The organism is Pyrinomonadaceae bacterium (assembly GCA_036277115.1).
GTDB lineage: Bacteria > Acidobacteriota > Blastocatellia > Pyrinomonadales > Pyrinomonadaceae > UBA11740.
The window spans coordinates 1,229,647-1,254,277 of sequence record DASUNM010000023.1; the positions used below are offsets into that span (position 1 = coordinate 1,229,647).

18 protein-coding genes and 1 tRNA gene are annotated in these 24,631 nt (G+C 56.6%); 10 read left to right on the forward strand and 9 right to left on the reverse strand.

Annotation, left to right across the window (positions count from 1 at the left end):
• Positions 1-29 precede the first annotated feature (29 nt).
• The 5 genes from VFX97_12060 to VFX97_12080 all read left to right on the forward strand — a co-directional run bounded on the left by VFX97_12060 (position 30) and on the right by VFX97_12080 (position 9,255).
• A complete protein-coding gene (locus VFX97_12060; protein ID HEX5703929.1) occupies positions 30-4,130 on the forward strand; it encodes a PAS domain S-box protein in 4,101 nt (1,366 codons plus the stop codon).
• A gap of 18 nt (positions 4,131-4,148) precedes the next feature.
• Complete coding sequence (locus VFX97_12065) at positions 4,149-4,724, forward strand: DNA-3-methyladenine glycosylase I (GenBank protein HEX5703930.1); 576 nt, start codon at positions 4,149-4,151, stop codon at positions 4,722-4,724.
• 1,240 nt (positions 4,725-5,964) lie between these two features.
• On the forward strand, positions 5,965-6,777 hold the full coding sequence (locus tag VFX97_12070; GenBank protein ID HEX5703931.1) for a VOC family protein: 813 nt from the start codon (positions 5,965-5,967) through the stop codon (positions 6,775-6,777).
• Between the two features lie 156 nt (positions 6,778-6,933).
• Positions 6,934-7,854: an EamA family transporter gene (locus tag VFX97_12075; protein HEX5703932.1), complete on the forward strand. Its 921-nt coding sequence runs from the start codon at positions 6,934-6,936 to the stop codon at positions 7,852-7,854.
• Between the two features lie 21 nt (positions 7,855-7,875).
• Positions 7,876-9,255 carry an NAD-dependent succinate-semialdehyde dehydrogenase gene (locus VFX97_12080; GenBank protein ID HEX5703933.1) on the forward strand — a complete coding sequence of 460 codons (1,380 nt, stop codon included), beginning with the start codon at positions 7,876-7,878 and terminating at the stop codon, positions 9,253-9,255.
• 196 nt (positions 9,256-9,451) lie between these two features.
• On the opposite strand, the gene ada is transcribed toward VFX97_12080, so the two are convergent.
• The 3 genes from ada to VFX97_12095 form a co-directional block, all read right to left on the reverse strand.
• On the reverse strand, positions 9,452-10,519 hold the full coding sequence (ada, locus tag VFX97_12085; protein ID HEX5703934.1) for a bifunctional DNA-binding transcriptional regulator/O6-methylguanine-DNA methyltransferase Ada: 1,068 nt from the start codon (positions 10,517-10,519) through the stop codon (positions 9,452-9,454).
• Between the two features lie 337 nt (positions 10,520-10,856).
• Positions 10,857-11,828, reverse strand: a complete 972-nt coding sequence (locus tag VFX97_12090) for a universal stress protein (protein HEX5703935.1) — start codon at positions 11,826-11,828, stop codon at positions 10,857-10,859.
• A 127-nt stretch (positions 11,829-11,955) separates the two neighbouring features.
• Entirely contained in the window at positions 11,956-12,822 is an 867-nt protein-coding gene (locus tag VFX97_12095; protein HEX5703936.1) for a hypothetical protein, read from the reverse strand.
• A 159-nt stretch (positions 12,823-12,981) separates the two neighbouring features.
• Between VFX97_12095 and VFX97_12100 the strand changes: the two genes are divergently transcribed.
• On the forward strand, positions 12,982-14,727 hold the full coding sequence (locus VFX97_12100; protein HEX5703937.1) for an amino acid permease: 1,746 nt from the start codon (positions 12,982-12,984) through the stop codon (positions 14,725-14,727).
• A 193-nt stretch (positions 14,728-14,920) separates the two neighbouring features.
• Here VFX97_12100 and VFX97_12105 read toward each other — a convergent pair whose 3' ends face one another.
• Together VFX97_12105 and VFX97_12110 are read right to left on the reverse strand one after the other, a co-directional pair.
• Positions 14,921-16,540, reverse strand: a complete 1,620-nt coding sequence (locus VFX97_12105; protein ID HEX5703938.1) for an NAD(P)/FAD-dependent oxidoreductase — start codon at positions 16,538-16,540, stop codon at positions 14,921-14,923.
• Positions 16,541-16,682: 142 nt separating this feature from the next.
• Positions 16,683-18,260, reverse strand: coding sequence for an NAD(P)/FAD-dependent oxidoreductase (locus tag VFX97_12110; protein HEX5703939.1), 1,578 nt, complete (start codon positions 18,258-18,260; stop codon positions 16,683-16,685).
• A 135-nt stretch (positions 18,261-18,395) separates the two neighbouring features.
• Here VFX97_12110 and VFX97_12115 point away from each other — a divergent pair, with 135 nt between their 5' ends.
• A complete protein-coding gene (locus VFX97_12115; protein HEX5703940.1) occupies positions 18,396-18,902 on the forward strand; it encodes a DinB family protein in 507 nt (168 codons plus the stop codon).
• A gap of 2 nt (positions 18,903-18,904) precedes the next feature.
• On the forward strand, positions 18,905-19,270 hold the full coding sequence (locus tag VFX97_12120; protein ID HEX5703941.1) for a VOC family protein: 366 nt from the start codon (positions 18,905-18,907) through the stop codon (positions 19,268-19,270).
• Positions 19,271-19,286: 16 nt separating this feature from the next.
• Here VFX97_12120 and folP read toward each other — a convergent pair whose 3' ends face one another.
• Positions 19,287-20,141: a dihydropteroate synthase gene (gene folP / locus VFX97_12125; protein ID HEX5703942.1), complete on the reverse strand. Its 855-nt coding sequence runs from the start codon at positions 20,139-20,141 to the stop codon at positions 19,287-19,289.
• A gap of 172 nt (positions 20,142-20,313) precedes the next feature.
• On the opposite strand from folP, the gene VFX97_12130 reads away from it, so the two are divergent.
• Together VFX97_12130 and VFX97_12135 are read left to right on the forward strand one after the other, a co-directional pair.
• Positions 20,314-20,388: transfer RNA gene (locus tag VFX97_12130), tRNA-Asn, on the forward strand.
• Between the two features lie 164 nt (positions 20,389-20,552).
• Positions 20,553-21,224 carry an N-acetylmuramoyl-L-alanine amidase gene (locus VFX97_12135; GenBank protein ID HEX5703943.1) on the forward strand — a complete coding sequence of 224 codons (672 nt, stop codon included), beginning with the start codon at positions 20,553-20,555 and terminating at the stop codon, positions 21,222-21,224.
• Between the two features lie 170 nt (positions 21,225-21,394).
• Here the strand turns inward: VFX97_12135 and VFX97_12140 are convergent, their stop codons facing one another.
• The 3 genes from VFX97_12140 to VFX97_12150 form a co-directional block, all read right to left on the reverse strand.
• Entirely contained in the window at positions 21,395-23,359 is a 1,965-nt protein-coding gene (locus tag VFX97_12140) for a hypothetical protein (protein ID HEX5703944.1), read from the reverse strand.
• A gap of 20 nt (positions 23,360-23,379) precedes the next feature.
• Positions 23,380-23,796 (reverse strand): GAF domain-containing protein, encoded by a 417-nt coding sequence (locus VFX97_12145; protein HEX5703945.1) that lies wholly within the window; start codon positions 23,794-23,796, stop codon positions 23,380-23,382.
• Positions 23,797-23,908: 112 nt separating this feature from the next.
• Positions 23,909-24,580, reverse strand: coding sequence for a VTT domain-containing protein (locus VFX97_12150; protein ID HEX5703946.1), 672 nt, complete (start codon positions 24,578-24,580; stop codon positions 23,909-23,911).
• Between the last annotated feature and the right edge of the window lie 51 nt (positions 24,581-24,631).

The following is a 24,631-nucleotide window of genomic DNA, read 5'->3' on the forward strand; positions in this document are numbered from 1 at the left end:
AAAGATCCTGACAATTTGGTGGTATTAATATGAGCTTAGCCCGACAATCTTTCGGCGAGTCCCAACCGGCTTCTCTCCTGCGTCGAGCTGTGCCCGACATCAAAAGCAATCCAGTGTTGTACGTGCTGTCGATTGTTTTGCTCGCAGCGGTCTATTTCGCGGCGGGCAAGTTCGGCCTGTCGTTGGCTTCCGTTCACACCAATGTTTCCCCTGTTTGGCCGCCGACCGGGATCGCCCTGGCGGCAGTCCTGATACTCGGCTACCGCGTCTGGCCGGGAATCTTCCTCGGCGCGCTGCTAACTAATCTCTTAACTCCCATCTCGATGGCGAGCGCTTTCGGAATTGCGATCGGAAACACGCTCGAAACCTTAATCGCGGCGCGTGTCCTAATGGCGGTGGGCTTCCGGCCTTCCATGGATCGAGCGCGCGACGTTTTCAAGTTCGTGGTTGTAGCCGCGCTCTGCACGACGATCAGCGCGACGCTCGGAAACATCAGCCTTTATTTAGGCGGTGCGTCAACCTCGGCGAATTTCTGGTCCCTCTGGCTGACCTGGTGGCTCGGAGATCTGACGGGCGCCGTGACAGTGACGCCTCTGATTCTCACCTGGAGTCTGGGTAAAGGTCATTGGCTACCAAAGCATAGATATCTCGAGGCGACACTTCTCATTTTGCTTCTCTCCGTCAGCGCCATTGTGACGTTCGGTGAAAAAGCGCCCACCCCGCTGCCGTATTATCCGCTCAGCCGTTTGATGATTCCCTTTCTGCTTTGGGCGGCGTTCAGACTCGGCCGAAGAGGCGTAACGGTTGCGGTCGCAGTCATCTCCGCATTCGCTATTTGGGGAACGGCGCACGGCTTAGGTCCATTCGTCAGCCCAAGCGATCCCAACCAATCGCTGATGATGTTGCAGCTTTTCATCGCTACCAATGCGGTGACCTTCCTGTTTCTTGTAACGGTCGTTGAAGAGAAGCGACTGGCAGAAACAAAGCGCGGTGAAGATCAAAGAAGGCTCGAAGCAAATCTCGCGGTCACACAGATCCTGGCCGAATCGCCGAAGGTAGGCATTGCGCTCGAACGGATTTTGCCGACCGTCGGCGAATCGTTGGGACTGGAGTTTGGTTGCGTTTGGATGCCCGCCACTAATGGCGAGGAGCTACGCAGCGTCGCCACCTGGCAGAAGACGCCGAAACCGCAATTTGACGCCATCTGTCGTGAACGCACATTCGAACCGGGCGTCGGTCTGCCGGGCCGCGTCTGGGTCAGTCGAGAACCGGCCTGGATTCGCGACGTCGCTCAAGACGAAAATTTTCCGCGCATGCCCATCGCGATCGAAGAGGGCCTGCATGGAGCGTTCGCCTTCCCCATCACGTTCAACGAGAAGTTTCTCGGCGTGATGGAGTTTTTCAGTGCGGAGATACGGCAGCCTGACGAACAACTACTCGCCATGTTTGGCGGTATCGGGAGTCAGATAGGCCAGTTCATCGAACGCAAGCGCGCTGAGGCAAGAGTCGAAGCCGCCAGCCTTTTGCCGCAGGAGAATCCTGCCCCAGTTATTCGTGTGACCACCGAAGGAGTTGTCGCCTTTGCGAATCCGGCCGCCGAAAGATTACTGCACGTGTGGGGCGTTGCCGTTGGCCGCGCGGCGCCGGAGCACATTACTAGCAAAGTACGGGAGGTCTTCAACCGCGGCACCCGCGAAGCGACTGAATATGAGGTCGGCGATCTCACCTATTCAATTGAAATGGCGCCGATCACTTCGGCTGACTATGTGAATCTGTATTTCACCGATATCACGGAGCGCAAACGCGTCGAGCAGTCGCTGGCCGAAAGCGAACAGCGCTATCGCTCGGTGATTGAAGCTTTACCGGCGGCCGTATATACCACCGACGCGGCGGGCCGCATCACCATGTTTAATCAGGCCGCCGTCGATTTCTCCGGACGCACACCAGTGGTGGGCAGTGATTCCTGGTGCGTCACGTGGAAACTCTATCACCCGGACGGCACGCCGATGCCGCACGCAGAATGCCCGATGGCGATCGCTCTGCACAGCGGCGAAGGGATTCGCGGGCACGAAGCTATCGCCGAACGTCCTGACGGAACGCGCGCGAACTTCATTCCCTACCCGACTCCTTTACGCGATGCCCAGGGCAATTTGGTGGGCGCCATCAATATGCTCGTTGACATTACTGACCGAAAGAAAACGGAAGAGACTTTACAGCGCAGCGAGCGAGAGCTTACCGAGTTCTTTGAGAACGCCACCGAAGCCATCCACTGGGTTGGTCCTGACGGCACAATCCTGCGGGCGAACAAAGCGGAGTTGCGCATGCTGGGTTATTCGGCGGACGAATATGTCGGCCGCAATATTGCTGAGTTCTATGTGGATCAAACCCTGATTCAGGACATTCTCGCGCGTCTGAGCAAAGGCGAAACGCTCGAAGAGTATCGTGCCCAACTGCGCTCAAAAGATGGAACGGTCCGTGATGTGGTGATCAATTCGAGTGCCTATTTTGAGAATGGCGAACTCATCCACACGCGCTGCTTCACCCGCGACATAACCCAACAACTGCAGGCTGAGAAGGCTTTACGCCACCTCGCGGCAATTGTGGAAACGACTGATGACGCCGTTATCTCGAAAGACCTGAACGGAATCATCACCAGTTGGAACCCGGCGGCGGAACGGCTCTACGGGTATAAGGCCTCAGAAATGATCGGCAAGCCGGTGGCTGTTTTGATTCCCCCTGAGTGGCCGGACGAGGAGCCGAAGATTCTGGCGCGTATCAGACGCGGTGAACGTATCGATCACTACGAAACGATTCGCGTGGCCAAAGACGGACGGCGCCTGGCCGTGTCACTAACGGTGTCTCCGATCCACGATGCGACCGGCAAGATAGTCGGCGCGTCAAAGATCGCGCGTGACATCACCGAACAGAAGCGCACCCAGGAAGAGATCGCGCGCTTGCTCGCGGCTGAACGCGCCGCCCGTCAGGATGCGGAAGTTGCGAGCCGCACGAAAGATGAATTTCTCGCCACGCTCTCGCATGAGTTGCGCACGCCGCTGACGGCGATGCTGGGCTGGCTCACGATTCTACGCGGACACAAGCTTGATAAGACGACCGCTGACCATGCCATCGAGACGATCGAACGGAATGCGAAAGCCCAGGCGCAGTTAATCGAGGATCTCGTCGATATCTCACGCATCGTCGGCGGCAAACTGAACCTGGAAGTTGTGCCGACCGAATTGATGCCGGTCCTTGACGCTGCCGTTGAAGTTGTGCGGCCGGCGGCCGACGCGAAAGAGATCACGATCGACGTTAACTACGACGCCACGGTGGGACCAGTGGCGGGGGACGCGTCGCGTTTGCAACAGATCATTTGGAACCTTCTTTCGAACGCGGTGAAGTTCACTCCGAAAGGCGGCAAGGTGTCGGTGGACTTCCGGCGTCAGAATGGATTTGCCGAAGTCGTTATCAGCGACACGGGCATTGGTATTTCGGAAGACTTTCTACCGCATGTCTTCGAACGTTTTCGCCAGGCAGAATCAACCGCCACGCGATCTCATCGCGGAATGGGATTGGGCCTCGCGATCGTGCGCCATCTGATTGAACTACATGGCGGCACAGTGACTGCGGCGAGCGACGGCGAGAACCGCGGATCCACCTTCACGATTCACTTACCCCTGGCGTCGGTCGAAAAACGGGGCGCGTCGCGTGCGGAATCACAAAAGACGAACGGGGACCAGGGTCACGAGCTGAAGGGCCTGCGCATTCTGCTGGTTGAAGACGAACCTGATGCGCGCGAGCTAATCGCGATGGTGTTGCAAAGCTCCGGCGCACAGGTTGAGGCCGTTGATACCGCTAAGGGGGCATTCGAAAGTCTGTCCGCAGCCCCTCCTGATGTTCTAGTTAGTGATATCGGTCTACCGCTTGAGAGCGGTTACGACCTGATTCGCAAGGTGCGCGCGATGTCTTCCGACACCAAGAAAGTTCCGGCGATTGCTTTGACCGCGTTCGCGGCCGAAAACGATCGCAAGCTGGCGCTTTCCGCCGGGTTTCAGGCTCATCTTGCGAAACCGGTCGAACCAGGCGACCTGCTGAAAGCGATCAAGGGCGTCATCAACGGTAAACACAAGTAGCACATTCATCGCAACCACTTGAATTCCCCTGTCACCCCAGCCCGCTGTCAGTGGGCAAAGACTCCGCTGTCCATCGAGTATCACGATCGTGAATGGGGCGTCCCTGTGCACGACGATCGGACCCTATTCGAGTTTCTTATTCTGGAAGGCGCGCAAGCCGGCCTGAGCTGGGAAACGATTTTGCGGAAGCGCGAGAATTATCGGCGCGCTTTCGACAATTTCGACGCGCGAAAGGTCGCGAAATACGACCAGCGCAAAGTTGAGAAACTGCTCTCCGACGAAGGTATCATTCGTAATCGCTTAAAGATCGCAGCGGCGATTCAAAACGGCAAAGCTTTTCTCGCAGTACAGAAGGAGTTCGGCAGTTTCGACGCGTATGTCTGGCGATTTGTGAACGGAAGGCCTTTGCGTCGCAAGCGCGGCGCTCCGGTGCCTGTCACGACCGCCGAATCCGAGATGTTGAGCCGCGATCTCTTAAAACGCGGCTTCAAATTCGTTGGCCCAACAATCTGCTACTCGTTTATGCAAGCGGTCGGAATGGTCAATGATCACGACGCGAATTGTTTTCGCTATCGGGAAGTAAGAAATTTGTAGGGCCGCGGAGCGGCGACCTTGAGTTAGGCTATCGGAGGGATCGCTAGCAAGATTTCTCTGCAGTACGAACCACTCAATGAGGCACTGCGGTGGCTCTGACTCGAAAAACTTTGAACGCGGGACTGATATGTCGCCCTGTTCGCGGGCTCCGCTGATCTATAACGGGCATGTTCCCAAGGCTCGCCAAGCCTCGCCTTGGGCTTAGCTAAGACCGCTGCTACGCAACTCGCCGAGTTTGTTCGCTCACAAAGTCTTTCTTGGAGCGGCAGTGGGCCCGATGAAAGAGCACTTAAAAGTTTTGCCAAAAAACTTCCCGTAAACTTTTCCCCCGGTGCTGTTTTATTTTTCCGCTAAAACTTCTCAATAAACTCTGAGTTTTCCACGCGTCAAGCGAAATAAATCAATCTTTGAAAAATAAAACACACGGAACTTTGACCAGAGAATTTGTTTTAGGTATAAACCATCCCGTCACGACGGTCACGGCCATCGAGACCGACGAAAGGACGGCGAACGGAGTCGCGAGACTCTGGGAGAGAGCAAAGGCAGAGCGGTTTGCAGTTGCTATGACGCCTTTCGTTGAGACCGAAAGGTCTGCTAGGGAGAGTCGAAAGATTTTCCTGAGCGCCCGGATAAAAACGGGTAGCAACCACTGGGAAGGACCCGCTAGTGGTGAGCTACGTCGCTCGGAGAAATCCGAGCCTCGTTGCCGGAACGTAACCGGCGGTGGAGGACAGCCACCAAAAAAGACTACCTAACGGCACCACGTTGATACCGACTTGTTCGGCTTTGATGTGAGATTTGCGGAAACAGATTTTGCGGCTCGCAAGGGACGCGAAGTTAACTGAAGCGAATCGCGTGCTGACCGGAAAGCGTCGACCGCCGATTGCTTACCGGTATATAAATGGCGGCTTGCGCCTGACGAGGACAGGCTGCCATCTTACGAATCGCTTCGGTGATTCATAAGACTTCGAGATTGCGCTGCTATGCATCTTCGGGTGAAAGCAGCGCGATTTCGTTTTTAGGGTATGCGCGGCTCAATCCTTCACTCAAACTTCACAACTTTTTACAATCCCTCAGCCGCGCTCAGGTAGAGTTTTTCCAACGCTGCTGGTACAGTCCTGCGCCACGACAAACGCCAATTGTTTAGAGGCGGGCTACTGCCCGCCACGTGAGAAACAGACGGCCGGTAGGCAGCCTCTAAACAAATCGCGACACCAGCAATTTCCAAGGAGAAAAAACCATGAGCGATACCGCAGCAGCACAAACACAAATGGAACACGCCCCCGGAACTTTCTGTTGGATCGAACTGGCAACTACCGACGGGCCGGGAGCTAAAAAGTTTTACACCGACCTGTTCGGCTGGGAAGGCAATGACAACCCTATGGGACCGGACATGGTCTATACCATCTACAAAATCAACGGCAAAGATGTCGCCGCGTCGTACCAAAAAGGCGGCGAAATGGAGCACGTCCCGACGCATTGGGCCTGTTACGTCGCTGTCACCAGCGCCGACGAAACCGCCGCGAAAGCTAAATCACTGGGAGCGGAAGTCGTGCAGGAACCTTTTGATGTAATGGAGCACGGGCGCATGGCGGTTATTGCCGACCCCACCGGCGCGCACTTCTGCATCTGGGAGCCGAAACAGCACAAAGGCGTCGGCATTAAGAACGAGAACAACACTCTGTGTTGGAACGAGCTGATGACGAAGGACGCCGAGAGAGCAAAGGATTTTTACACGAAGCTCTTCGGCTGGAAGTCCAAGACTGATGCCGACAAAGGAATGCCCTATACCGAATGGATTAACGGTGAAGAGCACATTGGCGGCATGATGCAAATCCAACCGGACATGGGCCCGATGCCGCCCAACTGGGGAGTCTATTTCGCGGTTGATGACTGCGATGCGATGGTGGAAAAAGCCACGTCGCTCGGCGCACGCACGTACATGCCACCGACAGACATTCCAAACGTCGGTCGCTTCGCCGTGCTTGCTGATCCCCAGGGCGCCGCGTTCAACATTATCAAGTTGGACATGCAACATCACCAGAACAAGTAAGGTTCGCGCAAATTTGGGGCAGTAGCCGACCGTCGATGAGGGCGTGATGAGATCTCAGAACTGAATTTGAGATCTCAGAGCGCCCTCCCGGACGGTCGGGCTACTGCCCCGCTTGCTGCCTTGCATCGCATCATCACGTCACGTACAACTCACTAAATGAAAGCCCGCATCGTTTGGCTGATCCTCTGCGGCATCTGGGGATCGACCTGGCTATTCATTAAGATCGGCCTGCGCGATCTGCCGCCATTCACTTTTGCCGGGCTGCGTTTCGTCCTCGCCTCAGCAATTCTCGGTTCGCTTATCCTGATTCGGCGCGCGCGCTGGCCACGCACCCGCACCGAATGGTACCTGATTGCCGTCAGCGGGCTCCTGCAATTCACCCTGAACTACGGTCTGGTTTTCTGGGGCGAGCAATACATCTCCTCAGGTCTGGCCGCCGTGCTGCAGTCAACGTTTCCGCTTTTTGGTTTGGTCATCGCGCATTTCTATCTTCCCAACGAACGAATGACTACTTTGAAAGTCGCCGGCGTGCTGCTCGGAGTCTTCGGCGTCGGCGTCATCTTTTCCGATCAACTGACGATTGCCGGTTCGATGGCGCTGCTGGGCAGCATCGCGCTCGTGCTGAGTGCTGTCTTCGGATCGTATTCGAATGTTTTGGTGAAAGCCTATGGAGGCAAAATCGATCCGCAGATTCTGGCCGCCTCGCAAATGGTCTTCGGTTTTGTGCCCTTGCTCATCGCCGGATTCTCGATGGAAGGGAATCCACTGCAGTTTCGTTGGACACTTTCTGCATTTCTCTCTCTGATGTACCTCGTCATCGTCGGATCAGTGATTGCATTCTGGCTTTATTACTGGCTGGTGCGAAACATGGACGTGACCAACACGATGCTGATCGCTTTGGTGACGCCGGTCGTCGCCGTCATTCTGGGAATGTTGGTCCTGCACGAGCAACTCAACTGGCGTCTGATCGCCGGCAGTGCGTGCATCATCCTCGGCTTGGGACTGATTGTATGGCGCCGGCAGCACCGGACTGTGGCGATTCCGGAAGCAGATGCCGGCGCGGTATCAGACTCCTGACGCAGTGGCTATAATCTTCGCATGCCGATCGCATCGATCAATCCTGCTACAGGCGAAGTTCTGCAGACCTTCGATTCGCTTAATCAACCACAAATTGAAGAGAAGTTAAGTCGCGCGGCGGAAACCTTCCGCGACTATCGCCGCACAACGTTTTCGGATCGGGGCGAGAAGATGCTGCGCGCCGCAGAGATACTCGAAAACGAAAAGCAGACGCTCGCGCGGACGATGACGCTCGAGATGGGCAAGCCCATTAACGCCGCAGTGCAGGAAGCCGAGAAATGCGCCTGGGTTTGTCGATACTACGCTGAGAATGCCGAACGCCATCTGGACGACGAAGTCATTCAAACGAATGCGACGAAAAGCTATGTTCGTTTTCAGCCGCTCGGCATCGTGTTGGCGATCATGCCCTGGAATTTCCCTTTCTGGCAGGTGTTTCGTTTCGCCGCGCCCGCTTTGATGGCCGGCAACATCGGCCTGCTGAAACATGCCTCGAATGTGCCGCAGTGCGCGCTGGCAATCGAAGACATTTTCCGCCGCGCAGGATTTCCGCCAGGCGCGTTTCAGACTTTGTTAGTCGGAACAGACGCCGTGCAAGAACTGCTGGAAGATCCGCGCGTCGCGGCGACGACGTTGACTGGCAGCGAATCCGCCGGCCGCAGCGTGGCGAGCATTGCCGGGAAGAACATCAAGAAGGCTGTGCTCGAACTTGGCGGAAGCGATCCTTTCATCGTCATGCCGTCGGCCAACTTCGACGAAGCGGTGAGCACCGCCGTCAAGGCACGGACGATTAACAACGGGCAATCGTGCATCGCGGCCAAGCGATTTATTGTGCACGCGGACATTTACGATCGATTCGAAAGTGAGTTCGTCGCGGCGATGAAAAGTCTGCGCGTCGGTGATCCATTGGATTCAGCGAGCGACATCGGGCCCCTCGCGACGGAACAAATCCTGGCCGATGTGGAAGATCAGGTGAAGGTGAGCGTCGCCGCGGGTGCGAAGATTTTGACTGGCGGGCGGCGAGTGAAATTCGAAGGGAATCTCGGGCGCGGACATTTCTACGAGCCCACGGTGCTGGCGGACATTCCGAAAGACTCACCGGCATTTCGCGACGAGATCTTTGGCCCGGTCGCTTCCCTGTTTCGGGTTAGCTCAATTGACGAAGCGATCGAACTGGCGAATGCCACGACCTTCGGTCTGGGCGCGGCCGCGTGGACAAACGACGATGACGAGCGCGCACGCTTCATCGCGGAGATTGATGCCGGCTCAGTCTTTATCAACGGCATGGTCGCTTCCGATCCGCGTCTACCGTTCGGCGGCGTAAAGAATTCCGGCTACGGCCGCGAGTTGGGTGAGTTCGGAATCCGGGAGTTTGTGAACATTAAGACGGTTTGGGTTAAGTAATGAGGCGAAGCGCCCGCCGGTACTGAAGCTTGGGAGTGTAATCCAGGGTTTTCGTGCCGTTAGGCACGAGATGTTTATAGAACCTCGCGTCATCAATGACAGCGGCTCGGCGAAATGATAAGTCATTTCGCCGAGCCGCTAGTACCAATTAATCTAGTCGGTTTCTATAAACATTCCGCCGCTACGCGGCGAGGACTTATGATTCCGGCGCGGCCTGACGCTCTTTCGCCAACAATTCTTTTTTCCGCTCTATCCCCCACCGGTACCCACCCAAACTCTTGTCCTCCCGGATGACTCGATGGCAAGGGATGACCAGCGCCAGACGATTGCTCGCACACGCGCTTGCCACCGCCCGCACCGCGTTCGGTTTACCAATCGCTTTGGCAATCTCCTGATATGAACGGGTTGAGCCGAACGGAATGCGCCGCAACTCTTCCCACACGCGTCTTTGAAATGCGGTCGCTTGCACGTCCATGGGCAACTCGATCAAACGAGATTCGCCGTTCAGCGAGTCCAGAACTTTTTGCAGCCAAAGATTCAGTGAAGGGCTGATCGAAGTGTCTTTCGAGTCGATCGCAGCATTCGGATACTCGGCGAACAGCGCGCGCATCAATTCCGCATCCGAATCGCCAATCGTCACGGCGCACACGCCGCGTTCAGTCGCTGCGACTAACAAACGGCCGAGTGGTGACTGAGAAATCGTGAAGACGATGCGCATTCCCTTTCCCCCGCGGCCATAAGTCGCCGGCGTCATTCCTAACTGCTCGGAAGATTTTTCATAGAGCGCCCGGCTGGATCCGTATCCGGCATCGTACATCGCGTCGGTCACCGACGCGCCCTTCTTAATCCCGGCTTTGAATCGTTCAAGCTTGCGCGACTCAGCGTACTGTCTCGGCGTAATTCCCATCACCTGCTTGAACGTGCGTTGTAAGTGATGAGCATTGACGCCGGTTGCTGCGCTCAAGCTTTGCAGCGTAGCGGTATCTTCCTCGTGCTCGTCAATCACGTGACACACCTGACGCGCGAGCTCAATTTGCGGATCGTTCGCGTTCGCGCGACGCGGATGGCAACGCTTGCACGCGCGAAAGCCGGCTTGCTCTGCGGCTTCAGGCACGCGAAAGAAACTCACCTGCTCGCGTTTCGGACGGCGCGCCGGACACGATGGCCGGCAGTAAATCCCCGTGGACCGCACGGCGAAAACGAAACTGCCGTCGCGCGAAGCGTCTCGCTCAAGGACTGCATTCCAAAGTTCGGGGTTTGTCATGACCACCGGCGTTGTTGATATCGGCTGCAACATCTTACTTCACCTCTCACGGATCTGATGAGCAGATGATACGCAGTCGGCGAATGCGGTTCTATCCGATGTTTGCGGTCAAACTTTGGAGTAGGTTCGCAACCCGAAGGGTTGCTAGAGAGTAGCCGGGGGTCGCAGCGAAGCGTAGACCCCCGGAAACGTCGGCGCCGTATTCGGCACCCTGAAAGGGTGCCAGACGAACTCTGTGACCCTTTCAGGGTCAAAAATCAAAGACACTCGATACCCGGGGGTATCGCTGCGCTCAACCCCCGGCTACTTTCTTTCAGCCCTTCGGGCTGACCTCACATTACATCTGCGGTTGCGGCACGACCTGGGGGTGAGAAAAGGCGGGAAGCGGCGTGACGACTTTGCCCGAAGGCACACACAGTACCGGGCAGGGTGAGTTCCTTACGACGCGTTCGATCTCGGAACCCAATGCCGGCGCGCCGCCGAAAAGCGACGCGTGCACTGTCATCCCGATGACGATCAAATCCGCATCGATCTCGGCGGCGATCCTCACAATCTCAGCGTACGGCCGGCCCTCGGCAATATGAGTCTTGACGCTGCCATTGCCCTCGCCCTCGAATGATTGCATGCGCTGCTGGACTTCCTGGCGCATGCGCGACAAGGCCGAGGTTCCGCCTTCGGGGAACATGACGGAAAGCTGCTCGAAGTAATCGCCGATGACGTAAACGGCGTGCAGTTCTGCGTGGTGCGTGCGGGCAATTTCACGCGCCATGCTCGTCGCCGGAATCGAGGAGGGGCGGAAGTTTGTCGCCAACAGAATTCTATTGAGACGAATGTCGGTTGAATTTCCGCAGTGCTCGACGAAATCATGTTGCGGTGGACGGATTGTCAGAACGGGACACGGCGCTTCGGCGATAATCTCTTCAGCGGTCGATCCGAACAGGGCGCGCGCCAGACCGCCCCGGCCATGCGTCACTACGGTTACCAAATCGATGTCGTAATCGCCGACGGCTTTGGCAATCTCGGAAGCCGGCTCGCCCTCCACGATGACTGGCTCGACTTCAATTCCGTCGAACAGTGGATCGGCAAGGAGCTGCTGGACTTCGCGGCGCAGTTGCAGCAGCCATTCACTTTCCTGCTCCTTGAGCACGCGCTCAGGCAGGGTCATCAGATTCGCCGGCACTTCGCCGCTTTGCACACTAAAAAGCATGACCCGGCCACCGGCCTCGCGCGCAAACGCCGCCGCATACTTTAACGCCGACCGCGCGTGCGCCGTGAAGTCAGTTGGGAAGAGGATATTTCGGAACGACATCTGTCAGTGGTCAGTTGTCCGTGGTCAGTTGTCAGTTGTCAGTGGCACACCGGTTCAACTGGTCTGTTACTGATCAGCCGCCTGATTAGCTAGCGAACAACTGACAACTGACTACTGACGTTTTTTTCTAGATGACTTTCGTTCCCGCAATCCGGTCGAGTTGCTCACTGAATCCGGATCGCGCCAGCGCTTCGTTGTGCTTTCGCGCCACGCGGGCCAGTTCAAGTGCGATTCGTTCGCGCGTGCGGCGCTCTCGCTCACCAGTCGCGATCTGATCGACCACGCGTCGCAAAGCTTCACTGACGCCGGCGACGTAGCCTTGCGGTTGCGAGTCACGGTTCACCGTCACGGAGGAATTTTCATAACGCAGTTGACCCGTCATCGGATCTAAAAAGGCGTAATCATCCGCCAATGAGATCCGCGTCTCGCGAAACAGCGAATCAAAGTCAGCCCCGAGGGAGGTTGCGGCCCGCTCGAGAGCGGCGATCAATTCACCGCTGACTCGTACAGTCTCGCTCCACTCACCGTCGCTTGCCTGACTGACCACGGTAACTGTGTCTGTAGCCATCACCGTTTCTTCTTCGTCTTTTGCGGCGCTCGAACGCATCGCTTCCGGAGTTGCTGCTTGGAGTTCCGTCACTGGCGCGATTTCATCGGCAGGTGGTGGAGACTCCACTGCTACAGTTTGCGGCGGAATGGATTCTGAAACGCCTTCGTAGACGTTGATCGACCCGGATGACTCGCGCACACGCAGCACCAGCCGATGCAGCGCCGCCTCTTCCACCACGTCCGTGCCGGCGTCGCGATCAATCTCGTGAACCATGGGCGTTTCGCTGCCATTCACGAACACGTCAGCCGAGTAATTCTCGAGCTCTACGTGCACGCGACCGATGAACGAGCGCTGCGACAAATACCGCAGCAACGCCCAAACATTCACAAAACTGGTGTCGAGATTCTCGTAAAGAACCCGCGCCGGCTTGGTTTCAGGAGTCATTTCGAATCACAACGTAATTCAGTCGAAGTCTAGCCTACCTGAGTTTCAAGTTCCAAGTTTCAGGTTTCAAGTTAGAGTCCAGCAGATCCAGCGACGTGCGGGCCTGGTAATTGAATAAAAAACTTGAAACCTTAAACTTGAAACTTTAAACTCCGCCGCATGTTACGCGGAATCTTTCGCACGAAAAATCTGGACGACATTTTGGCGGCCGCCGGCGGGCCACAGTTTTCCTTGAAACGGACGTTGGGTGCTTTCGACGTCACGTTGATCGGTATCGGAGCGATCATCGGCGCCGGAATCTTTGCGACGGTGGGAACCGCGGCGGCCGGCGAGAAAACTCTCGAAGGCCTGCTGGTAAGGCCCGGCGCCGGCGCGTCGTTGACGCTCTCGTTCGTCATTACGGCCCTCGTGTGCGGCTTCACCGCGTTGTGCTACGCCGAACTGGCGTCGATGGTGCCGATCTCGGGTTCGGCTTACACCTACTCGTACGCGACTCTGGGTGAAGTCGTCGCCTGGATTATCGGCTGGGACCTCATCATCGAGTACGCCATCGGTAACGTCGCGGTGGCAATTAGCTGGGCCGGTTACTTCAACGAGTTCCTCAGGACGATCGGTATCTCACTGCCTGAATGGCTGGTCAATAACTATCGCACCGCCACCCCCGAAGTCCTGGCGGCAGCGCCCAACTTATTGGGGTACCCAATCGTTTTTAACGCGCCGGCCTTCGGCATCGTCGCCCTGATCACGGTCGTGCTCGTGTGGGGAATCAAAGAGTCCGCCAACTTTAACGCCGGAATGGTCGCGATCAAGATCATCGTGTTGTTGTTCTTCATCACCTTGATGCTTTATTTCGTCTCGCCCTCGACGATGGTCGAGAACTGGAAGCCTTTCCAGCCGATGGGATGGACCGGAACGTTTACCGGCGCCGCCGTCGTTTTCTTTGCCTATATCGGATTTGACGCGGTTTCGACTGTAGCCGAAGAAACGAAGAACCCCGCGCGGGATTTGCCGATTGGGATCATCGCCAGCTTGATCATCTGCACCGTTCTATACGTTGCGGTCGCCGCGGTGTTCACCGGCGCAGTGCCTTTCGACGCTTTAAGCACGTGGTCCAAGGGTGACCTCGACAAATCACTGTCCGTCGCGCTGACTTCAGTGGCGCCGAACGCTCGTTGGCAGGCCGGTGTGATCGCGTTCGGCTCGGTCGTCGCCCACACGGCTGTTCTGCTCGTGTTTCAGTTGGGCCAGCCGCGCATTTTCTTTTCCATGGCGCGCGATGGCTTGCTGCCTTCCGTGTTCGCCTCAGTTCATCCGCGCTTCAAGACGCCGCACGTCACAACGATTCTTACCGGCGTGTTGGTCGGTGGCATCGCAGCGTTCGCGACCGTCGATGAGATGGTCAGCCTGACAAACATCGGGACACTCTTCGCTTTCATTCTGGTGTGCGTAGGCGTGATCGTTCTGCGTTACAAAGATCCGCATCGCCACCGGCCGTTCCGGGTTCCTTTGGGGCCCTGGTTTCTCCCGGGCCTCGGCGCGGTGACATGCGCGTTCCTGATCTATTACCTGCCCGGAGGATCGTATTGGCGGTTCATCGCGTGGCTGGCGCTGGGCTTCGCAATCTATCTTTCGTACGGCTACTCGCACAGCGAGATTGGCCAGAAGATCGGCCGCGCTCGGATCACGGCTTCGTGGCTGATGCTCATGGCGGTCGGATCTTTCCTGATTGCAACGGGGTTGATGATCGTCCCTCACGACGCCGGACCGGCCGAGTGGATTCGGTTAGTCGGCACCGGATTCGTGGACGGCACGCGCACGATTATCGGCTTCGTTTTCATGGGAGTCGGCTTGTTGTTCGGTGCGATTGGCGCCGTGATTGGAATGTCGAAAGGGAGCGCAGCGTAGGCAACTCATCGCTCCGTGAGGAGCGAAATGTTTATAGAACTCGGGCCACTCAAACTCAGGAGCCTCGCAAGAAGCGACACATCGCTTCTTGCGAGGCTGGATTGTTTCCGGGGTCGTGTGAACTATAAACATTTCGTCCCTAGCGGGACGAAGAACAGTGTGCTCTTAGCTCTTACCTCTTACCTCTTACCTCTTACCTCTTACCTGCTTTCAGGTCCTTTAAAATCTCTCGACTCGCATTGAATCCCGGCGCGCCCGTCACGCCACCGCCGGGATGCGTTCCCGAACCGCACAGGTAAAGTCCTGCAATTGGCGTTCGATATCGCGCGTACCCAATCAAGGGCCGGAACGTGAAGAGCTGATCCAAAGACATCTCGCCGTGGTGAATGTGTCCCCCGCTGAGTCCATACGTTCGTTCAAGATCGAGTGGCGTCAGGACTTGTCGTCCAACAACCAGCTCTTTGAGGTTCGGAGCGTACGCCGACAGCGCATCAACGATCACGTCACCCAGTTCTTCGCGGCGCGAATCCCAGTTATTCGGTACGCGCGCCTCTGGCGCGCCAGCAGGCAGGACGCCCGCGGACCGAAGCTCATAAGGCGCGAACTGCGCATGAATCGACATCACGTGCGCCCCGTTCGGAGCTAAGGACGAATCGGTAAGCGTCGGAATCGTAATATCCATGTACGGCTGCGTTGAGAACTCACCATACTTTGCCGCGTCGAATGCGCGCTCGAGATAGTCGATCTCCGGGCCGATATGAATCCGTCCCGAGAGATTCTCACCTGAAGCACTTAGGAATTTCGGCAGCGCCGTCAGCGCGAGATGTACTTTCGCGACTGTGCCCACCGCGCGGTAGTTCTGAATCTTGTTCCTAAAACCAGGTTCCAGCTCGCCAAGATCCATAAACTCAAGAAAGGTGATTCCCGGATCATGCGAGGATACGCAGATCCAAGCCGGCAATTCTTCGCCGCTCGAGAGCACAACTTTCGACACTCGGCCATCGGCGACTTCGATGCGCGCTACTTCTGCGTTCGTGCGAATCTCAGCGCCAGCTTCGGTAGCCGCTTTCGCGAGCGCCTTCGTCAGGGCGCCCATGCCACCTTTCACGAAAGCGGCCGGTGCGATTGCGCTGCCATCGTTCGCCGCCTGAAGCAAAACTTGTCCGCAAGTTCCTGCGGACCAGGGACCGGCGAAGGCCCCGAAAATTCCCCGCGCGGCGACGATCGCGCGCATTGATTCATTCTCAAACCATTCACCAGCCAGATCGGCAACGGCCATCGGTCCGTAACGAAGCAGCCGATACTCATCCTTCTTTCCGAGCCCGCGAACCGCCCAGCCGAGTTTTCCAAGATTCCACAACTCGCTCTTCGAAGGCGCGTCGATGTTCGGGGGGGTCAGAGTCAGCAAGGGCCTGAGCGCGCGACCGATACGCTCAAATGTCGCAACGAATTCCAAATACTTCGCCGCATCGCGCGGAGCCACCGATGCGAGCTCTTCGCTCGTACGCCCGGCGTCTTGGTAAATGCTGATCGCCGGCCCTTCCAGATTCAACGCGCAGATTTGTACGGCAGGTTTGATGAACTCGACGCCATGCTTTTGTAGTTGGAGGTCATTGACGATCTGCGGCAGAAGAGGCCCGGTGCTGCCGGCCAAAGTCGAACAGCGAAAGCCTGGATGAAACTCTTCAGTGACGCAGGCGCCGCCGATAACTTCGCGGCCTTCCAGCACTAAAGGTTTCAGTCCCGCCTTCGCGAGATAGTACGCGGTGACAAGCGCGTTGTGGCCGGAGCCGAGAATTAAAACAGGTTTCATGTTTCAAGTTCCAAGTCTCAAGTTGGCAATGTTGTCAGTACCACCTGCGTCAGCGGGTGGGTCCCCGATGCAATTTATCTCCGACGCATTGACCCATCCGCTCACGCAGATGGTTCTGACCTCATGACTTCGACACTTGAAACTAAAGATCCTTGAGAATCATCATCGCCGCATTCCGCCCGTTCGCGCCCATGATCCCGCCGCCGGGATGCGTGGCCGAGCCGCACATGTAAAGGTTCTTGATTGGCGAACGATACTGCGCCCAACCCGGAGCGGGTCTCAGGAAGAAAAGTTGCTCCAAAGTCAGCTCACCTTGAAAGATGTTTCCTTCCGACAATCCAAATTCGCGTTCAAGATCGAGCGGCGTTACGACCTGGCGGTGCAGAATGATGTCTTTAATGTTCGGCGCGTGCTCTGCGATGGTGTTGATGACGGTGTCGCCGAACTCTTCGCGCTTCTCGTCCCAGTTCCCTTCCTTCAAATTGTACGGCGCGTATTGAACGAAACATGACATCACGTGCTTTCCGGGCGGCGCCACCGAAGGATCAGTAAGCGAAGGAATTACCATGTCGATGTAGGGCCGTCGCGAGAAGCGGCCGTATTTCGCATCGTCGTAAGCGCGTTCCATGTATTCGACGCTCGGCGAAATTGAGACTGCACCGCGCAGATGCGGACCAGCGCCAGGCATCGCTTTGAAATCCGGCAAAGCATCGAGCGCAAGATTCACTTTGCCGGACGAACCGCGAAACTTATATCGCTTGATGTCATCCACAAAGTCCTCGGGCAGATGCTCTTCGCCAACCATCTTCATGAAGGTCAGCCGCGGATCGACGCTCGATGAAATAACGTCGGCGTAAACCTCGTCACCGTTTTCCAGCACGACGCCTTTCGCTTCGCCGTTTTTCAAGAGAATCTTCGCAATCGGAGTTTCGGTTCGAATCTCGGCGCCGGCTTCTCGCGCGGCCTCAGCAATCGCATTTGAAATCGCGCCGGTACCGCCGCGCGACAGTCCCCACGAGCGAAATGCACCATCAATTTCACCCATGTAGTGATGCAGAAGCACGTACGCGGTTCCCGGGGATCGCACGCCGAGAAACGTGCCGATGATGCCCGACGCGGACATAGTCGCTTTCAGCACGTCGGTCTCGAACCATTGATCGAGAAAATCGACGGCGCTCATCGTCATCAACTGCACCTGATTGTATTTATCGTCCGGCGAGAGTTTCTGAAAACGCCGCCCCATCGTCAGCAGATCCAGCAACCCTTTCGGATTCAGCGAAGCCGGATCGGGTGGTGTCATGTTCATGATCGGCTTGACGAAGTGCGCCATCTCGACCATTGCCTTGCCGTATTCGTCGTATGCTTCGGCGTCGAGCTTCGAATGCCGCGCGATCTCGCGCCGCGTCTTCCCATGATCGTTGACGCGCCACAGATAATCGCCGTTCGGCATCGGTGTGAACGTCCCGTCAAGCGGCAAAATCTCCAGCCCATGACGCGGCAGATCGAGTTCGCGGATAATTTCCGGTCGCAGCAGCGAAACGACGTACGAACAGACCGAGAATTTGAAGCCGGGAAAGACTTCTTCCGTGACCGCCGCGCCGCCAAGCACGTATCGCCGTTCGAGCACGAGCACACGCTTGCCCGCGCGCGCCAGATACGCCGCGTTCACGAGGCCGTTGTGGCCACCGCCAATTACGATGACGTCGTACTTGTTATTCATCTGCTCAGAGTTCAACCTTCAGGTTGCTTATTACGCAGCTAAAGCTTGAACTCTAAACCGACGCACGTGCTTGATGAGGATTGGCAAGCATACTTATAATCCCTCGCCCTGACAAAGTTGGACTGGAGGTTGTTCATGTCAATCAGCAAAACAATTCTGCCGGAGTTTGATCATGAGATGGCGAGCACACGCAAGAGTCTCGAGCGAGTGCCGGACGGCAAGTTCGACTGGAAGCCGCACGAGAAATCGATGACGCTCGGCGCGCTGGCTTCGCATGTGGCGAACATTGCCGGTTGGACCGCGTCAACCTTTGACGGAGACGAATTGGACGTCCAGCCGGAAGGCGCCGAACCATACAGTGAACCAGAAGCCAAGTCGACCAAAGAATTGTTGGAAATGTTCGACAAGAATATTGTTGCCGCGCGGGCAGCCTTGGAAGCCGCTACCGATGAGAGTTGGCAGGGAAAGTGGTCGCTGAAGATGACCGGCAAGACATTCTTTACCCTGCCGCGCACGGCGGTGATCCGCGGTTTCATCTTGAGTCACCTGATCCACCACCGCGCACAACTCGGCGTTTATCTGCGGCTCCTCGACATTCCGGTGCCGGCGATTTACGGACCGTCAGCGGATGAAGCTGGCTAAAGATGATCAAGACCCACGGGCTCACGCATATCAGCCTCGCCGTCAGGGACCCTGATCGTTCGCTGCAGTTCTATCGCAGCTTGTTCGGAGTTAAAGAATACTACCGGGACGAAAACAGTATTCAGGTGCTCGGGCCGGGTCCTCACGATGTGATTGCGTTCGAGCGCGACACCAGAGCCGCCGGGAAACGTGCCGGCATCGATCACTTTGGTTTTCGGCTTACAACTGCAAAGGACATCGACAAGGCAGTGCGTGAAGCCGAGCGCGCCGGCGGAAAGGTCCTCCGACGGGGAGAATTCGCGCCGGGATTTCCGTTTATCCATGTCGAAGACCCAGATGGGTACGAGATTGAGATTTGGTACGAGTGATCTGCGGCAACGCCGGCTACCTAACAGCACGAACCGCATCCAACACCCGCACCGCGTCAGCGGTGGCTTTCACATCGTGAACCCTCACAATGTGCCCACCGTTCATTACTGCGGCGACAACTGATGCGAGTGTTCCATAGAGCCGCTGGTCAGCAGGCGCATCGCCGAGCAACTTTCCAAGAAACGATTTTCGCGACGTGCCGATCATCAACGGAAGGTCGGGAAACGCCTGCGCCAGCTGATCCAGCTTCGCAATCAGTTCAACGTTCTGTCCGGCAGTCTTGCCAAAACCGATTCCGGGATCGATCGCGATGCTTTCGCGTGGAACGCCGCGCTGTTCAGCGATGATAACGCTTTGACGCAAGCCGCTGATGACTTCGGTGATGATGTCAGCGACCGGGGGCATCTGTTGCATGTCTTTCGGCGTGCCGCGTGAGTGCATCAGGACGAGGCCGGCTTTTGCTCTTGCTGCTTCGTCAGCAATCGCCGGATCGAAACGGAGGCCGGAGATGTCGTTAACGATCTCTGCGCCCGCTTCCAAAGCCGCGCGCGCCACCGCAGGCTTCGTTGTGTCAATTGAAATTGGAATGGAAGATGATGACGCGAGGCGCTCGATTACCGGAATCACGCGGCGCAATTCTTCATCTTCAGAAACGAACTCAGAACCCGGGCGTGTCGATTCACCGCCAACGTCAATGATGTCGGCGCCTTGGGCCAACATTTGTTCGGCTTGAGCAACAGCGCGTTCGAACGGAAAGAACTGTCCGCCGTCGCTGAAACTGTCAGGCGTGACGTTGAGCACGCCCATCACGAGCGTGCGTTCACCGTACGGCAATGATCGGCGGGCCAGTTTCCATTCGCGAACGGACACGTGACGAAAGTAGTCGGCAAACGTGGAACAGGCAAGCGGTATCGTTCAGCCGGACAATTTATGTAACGCCTTGCGTCGCAGGGTGTGATCTGACGTCGCCTTGCCTGAAGGGTGACCTTTTGTTATAAAACTGATTCGCGCACGGCTGATTTCGGGCCGTGCGCAACAGTATTCCGCAGTAGCTCAATGGCAGAGCATTCGGCTGTTAACCGAAGGGTTGTAGGTTCGAGTCCTACCTGCGGAGCCAGTTCCCTAAGGTCGCTGGATCAGATCCGGCGACCTTTTGTTTTGCCTAACCGTGTTAGTGATTGCGCACATCAAAAGCCTGGCGAAGCGTCGCACGTCTCGAAACGTTTTGCTCTCGTTCAACATTAAGGTCGGGGGAACATTTAAGAAAAGGAGAAGAAAACCATGTCTCTGGGAACAATAGTTCTCGATCCGGGCCACGGCGGAACCAAGACCGTCGGCGGCAGCAAACCAAACAATGCCACCAGCTTCAGTGGCGTGAAAGAGAAAAAGCTCACCCTCGACTTCTGCACGATCCTCCGAGATTCACTGCAAAAGTTGGCGGAACAGAAGAATGAGCAGATCAAGGTTGTCCTGACCCGCACCAAAGATGAGAATCTCGGCATTGGCCAGCGGTCGAAGTTTGCGGCGACTCACAAGGCGGACCTGTTTCTCGCCCTGCATTTCAATGGACTCGATGATCGATCAGTCCGCGGGGTAGAAACGTTCTTCAAAAAAAACGGGAATGTGAATCTAGCGGATGACAAAGACTTTGCGACCAAGGTGAATAACTCACTCTTCGCTTCACTGCAGTCGATCGACGCTCAGGCGAAAGATCGCGGCGTGAAACCCGACACCGCCTCTGGTCCAGGCAGCCTGCCTCTTTTGCGGGACGATCGGCTGGGAAATGTTAACACTCCCAAGAAGTGCCGGGCGTGTTACGTTGAGCTTGAATTCATAACCAACAAAAGAGTCGATGAGCTTCTGATTTCAGGTCCGAATGCGTCGCAGAACGTCGCTACCGTCATGGGTAACCTGGCCCGTACCCTGATCGATTACCTCGAGACGATTACTTAAGCGAAGCTTGGAATGGCAGACGCAGGGGTTGGTCATTATATGATTCCTGTTGAATCGTAGATCATCAAAGCCCTTGCCGTGCTGAGTTCTTCGAGGGCCGTGCTTTGCCCATTGCCGCGTCGGGCTTCACGGTGGGCTTAACTGTCACGGGGCGAGCGGTAAACCCTTTTCTACTGACAAGTCTTCGCCGTCCCGCCCTTGGTTTGCACCTTCCGACACCAAGCTTGCAAAAGCCTGACACGGCTGGCGGACATATCCCGACTCCGCGGCATGTAGTCAGCAGACATCCAAACAGAAGCATCCGTTGTCCGCAGAATGGCCTGCGCGTTCTTCGCCACATCCGCTTCAGAATTAAGCTTCACAAACGGAATCATAACCGGATAGAGCAAGTAGTAGGTGCGTAGGACCTTCTCGTAAAGAACGTCAAAGGTCAGTGAATCATTTCCCACTGGCTCGGGGGCTTCCGGATCGACATAGTATTGGCTAAAGTCCTCGCTGTTCGGCAAAATGCGGAGGCTGATGGACGGAGCATTCGTAACGTAGGGCGGATTCATGAAGGTGCCATAGCTCGGTGGCGGGAACGTACCGGGGTTGTCGTCATCAGTGATCGAGAACGTGAACAGGAAGTTCCCCGGTTGGCTGGTGTCGACGATGATGGGCCGCCCAGGCGTATGGTTTGTGGAGATCGCGACCGCATTGCCGGGGTCCTCCAAAGGAATTGAACGATACTGCCAGACCGTAATCCCCGGACTCTTGTGGGCCGGAATCTCCAGTCCGTGTCGAAGAAGCAAAACCGTAGCTGGCTCGCGAGTTCCCTGGTTCAGGAACTCCGAGCCGCTGCCAAACTGCTCCGCATAGATTGCCTGTTGGTTCGAGACAAAATAGTAATCTGTCTCGGCAAGGATCACCCCGAGCTTCGGATGGACCAGTTGAAAGCTCGCGTTCGCGTCCTGCAATACTTGCTGAGCGGCAGCGTTCGAGGAGATGTCAAAATCCAGGACCCAGCCCTGCTGGTCGCCGCGAAGTGTATTCGCATAATCGACCGCGCCGATCACTGCACTGTTGGCGCCGGCAGAGACAACCAGCGACACTTCCCCAAAATAGTACTTGTCGTTTAGAGGCACGAAGGACTTTTGATAATAGTCCGGGAACGTGCCGACAAAATCGGCTGACACACTGGTGTTGGCCACCCGCAGCACGGCCGGCGCCAACGCGAGCAAGCCGTTGGGACTATTATTCGTTGACCCCGGCGGCGTGGGAATCTGCGCAGTGTTTGAGACCATCAGCCTTCCCTTCGGCGTGGTAACAATATCCTCGTCAGCATGCAATGGCGCGATCGTGCCGACGATTTCCAGAGTTGCGGGGTTGGCTTGCTTCTGCTGATAAACGGCCTCGATTTGCGCAGGCGTACTGGCAGTCTCCATGGGCCGGAAGAGATAGTAGCGGAGGATAGCGCCGACCACATTCGGATCGTCGAATCCCGGAATGTCGATGATGGTTCCTGCCTGACTCTTCCGCATTACGTGATAGACGTAGCCGCCGGCGCCACCGTCGGCAGTGAGATTCGCGTTCCGGTAAAAATTCAACCACTGGCAGGCGCCTTTTGATGGGCTGCCCTTGATGAAGGTCGTGCCGCCTTTGCTCAGTGTGAGCCCATCGATAAAAAACTGTGTCGCAGGCGGCGAGCCTTCGGAATTGACGTCAGTGATATGTCCGTTTGAAATGGCGAGCTCGGCGCCCAGCAGATTAGTTAGCGGCACACTGCTATTTGCTTCCGAAGAGATTTCGCTGGGGCCGGTTTGTACTCCGATTACCTTCACCGCGATACTACTCATCTCCATCCCGCCGTAATAATTCCACTCAGCGGGAATAACTTGTGCGGTTTGACCTGGAGTGCCGACCACGTCGAAGGTTTGCTGCTGTTGCACCCAGGCGATGAAGTCATCGTCCGACTTTCCATAGGTTCTGGCCTGGACGTTCTTCGAATCAATCAGCGCGAGGGGCATGCCTGCGAAAGGCGGCCCCCACGAAGCGGGCAGCGTGTAATACGGGGCATAATCGTCATTGTTCGCGGTGCCCGGGTTCAACTGGATCGTTCCCTTAAAATTGATGCGCGGATAATCAAAAATACTCATTCTTCACCTTCCCGTTTTGTTTATCGCGGCACCGCCGCCGCCCGTTTCATCATGGCCTGCTCTTCATCAGCCCCGATCTCACCCTCTTTGTTCCACGCGACTCCGACTACTGCGCGCACTTCACCCAGATCATTCAGCACCGGCAGCGCGACCGCTGCCTGCGCGTTGACAGCTTTAGCGCCCGGTTTGATATTGCCTGTTTCATCAGTTTGCAGGTTGCAGGTTTGCACCGGTTGCTTCTTGACCTGGGCCATCCCCGCCATACCTTTGCCGTGCGGCACGTGCGCCACGATTGCGACTACCGGTGGCGGAATGTTGTGCGCGGCGGTGAGATAGAGATCTTCGTCTCGCTGCACATGAACCGTGCCCGCGATTCCGCCTTGTTCTGCGATGAACGATTCCAACCACGCTTGCTGAGCCTCGTTCTGTTCGTACATTGTTTGTCCCCCTTCACTTTCTTGGGTCAGGTCTCGATCACCTCGATCTTTTGCGTCGAGAGAGCGGGTGACAGCCACCCTTGAATTCGCCACTGGCGCGACCGATTCTTCCTCAAGAGTCGGAGCTGACCTGTGGCGATTCGTACTTTTTTCTCGCGTTGAAGTAAGGTTCGAGTAGGCGTCCCATTAGCCAGAACAGACCCGCCACCAACAGGACCAGGCCAAGCATCAATGACGTATTCTGAAAATTAGCGACTGCTGCTCCGGTCAACGCATAGACCAAAGCGGGAGGCAGCGAGCCCGCCAACGACGCGCAGGTAACGCTGCGCCAGCTCATCCCTGATGTACCCGCCGTGATTGCAACGGTCTCCGCGAGCATTGGGACCGGACGCGTAACGATTATGGCGAGCGCGCCCCAGCGGGCCAATAGATTGTCAGCGCGGGCGCGTTCGGCAGGCGTCACCAATCGTTCCAGGACTTTTCCGCCGGAGCGGCCAAGGGCAAAACCAAAAAGGGCCGCCCCCACACTGCCCAGCAACGAAAGGAGTGTTCCAACCACCACACCGAAGAAGGCGCCATGCGCCACCATCACGAGGCTCGATGGCACCGGCAGCAAAACGTCGACCATCAGCAAACCGACGCCCAAAGCTGCGGCTAAAACTCCTCCTTGCTTCATCCAGAGCGTCGGGTCCGACAGCAACGGAACGCCGAGCGCCTCGACGATGAAGAAGAGGATCATAAAGCAGCCGATTAGAGCCGCCATGAACAGGAGATAACGTTTCATCTTCAACGCTTAGTCATGAATGATGAGTGACTAATCATGGGTAATGAGTCA

Coding starts and splice junctions, on each gene's coding strand:
- VFX97_12105 (HEX5703938.1), bottom strand. CDS start 16,540: ATGAAACCTGTTTTAATTCTCGGCTCCGGCCACAACGCGCTTGTCACC.
- VFX97_12145 (HEX5703945.1), bottom strand. CDS start 23,796: ATGTACGAACAGAACGAGGCTCAGCAAGCGTGGTTGGAATCGTTCATC.
- VFX97_12080 (HEX5703933.1), top strand. CDS start 7,876: ATGCCGATCGCATCGATCAATCCTGCTACAGGCGAAGTTCTGCAGACC.
- VFX97_12110 (HEX5703939.1), bottom strand. CDS start 18,260: ATGAATAACAAGTACGACGTCATCGTAATTGGCGGTGGCCACAACGGC.
- VFX97_12090 (HEX5703935.1), bottom strand. CDS start 11,828: ATGTCGTTCCGAAATATCCTCTTCCCAACTGACTTCACGGCGCACGCG.
- VFX97_12115 (HEX5703940.1), top strand. CDS start 18,396: ATGTCAATCAGCAAAACAATTCTGCCGGAGTTTGATCATGAGATGGCG.
- VFX97_12120 (HEX5703941.1), top strand. CDS start 18,905: ATGATCAAGACCCACGGGCTCACGCATATCAGCCTCGCCGTCAGGGAC.
- VFX97_12075 (HEX5703932.1), top strand. CDS start 6,934: ATGAAAGCCCGCATCGTTTGGCTGATCCTCTGCGGCATCTGGGGATCG.
- VFX97_12135 (HEX5703943.1), top strand. CDS start 20,553: ATGTCTCTGGGAACAATAGTTCTCGATCCGGGCCACGGCGGAACCAAG.
- VFX97_12150 (HEX5703946.1), bottom strand. CDS start 24,580: ATGAAACGTTATCTCCTGTTCATGGCGGCTCTAATCGGCTGCTTTATG.
- VFX97_12100 (HEX5703937.1), top strand. CDS start 12,982: ATGTTACGCGGAATCTTTCGCACGAAAAATCTGGACGACATTTTGGCG.
- VFX97_12060 (HEX5703929.1), top strand. CDS start 30: ATGAGCTTAGCCCGACAATCTTTCGGCGAGTCCCAACCGGCTTCTCTC.
- VFX97_12070 (HEX5703931.1), top strand. CDS start 5,965: ATGAGCGATACCGCAGCAGCACAAACACAAATGGAACACGCCCCCGGA.
- ada (HEX5703934.1), bottom strand. CDS start 10,519: ATGACAAACCCCGAACTTTGGAATGCAGTCCTTGAGCGAGACGCTTCG.
- VFX97_12095 (HEX5703936.1), bottom strand. CDS start 12,822: ATGACTCCTGAAACCAAGCCGGCGCGGGTTCTTTACGAGAATCTCGAC.
- VFX97_12140 (HEX5703944.1), bottom strand. CDS start 23,359: ATGAGTATTTTTGATTATCCGCGCATCAATTTTAAGGGAACGATCCAG.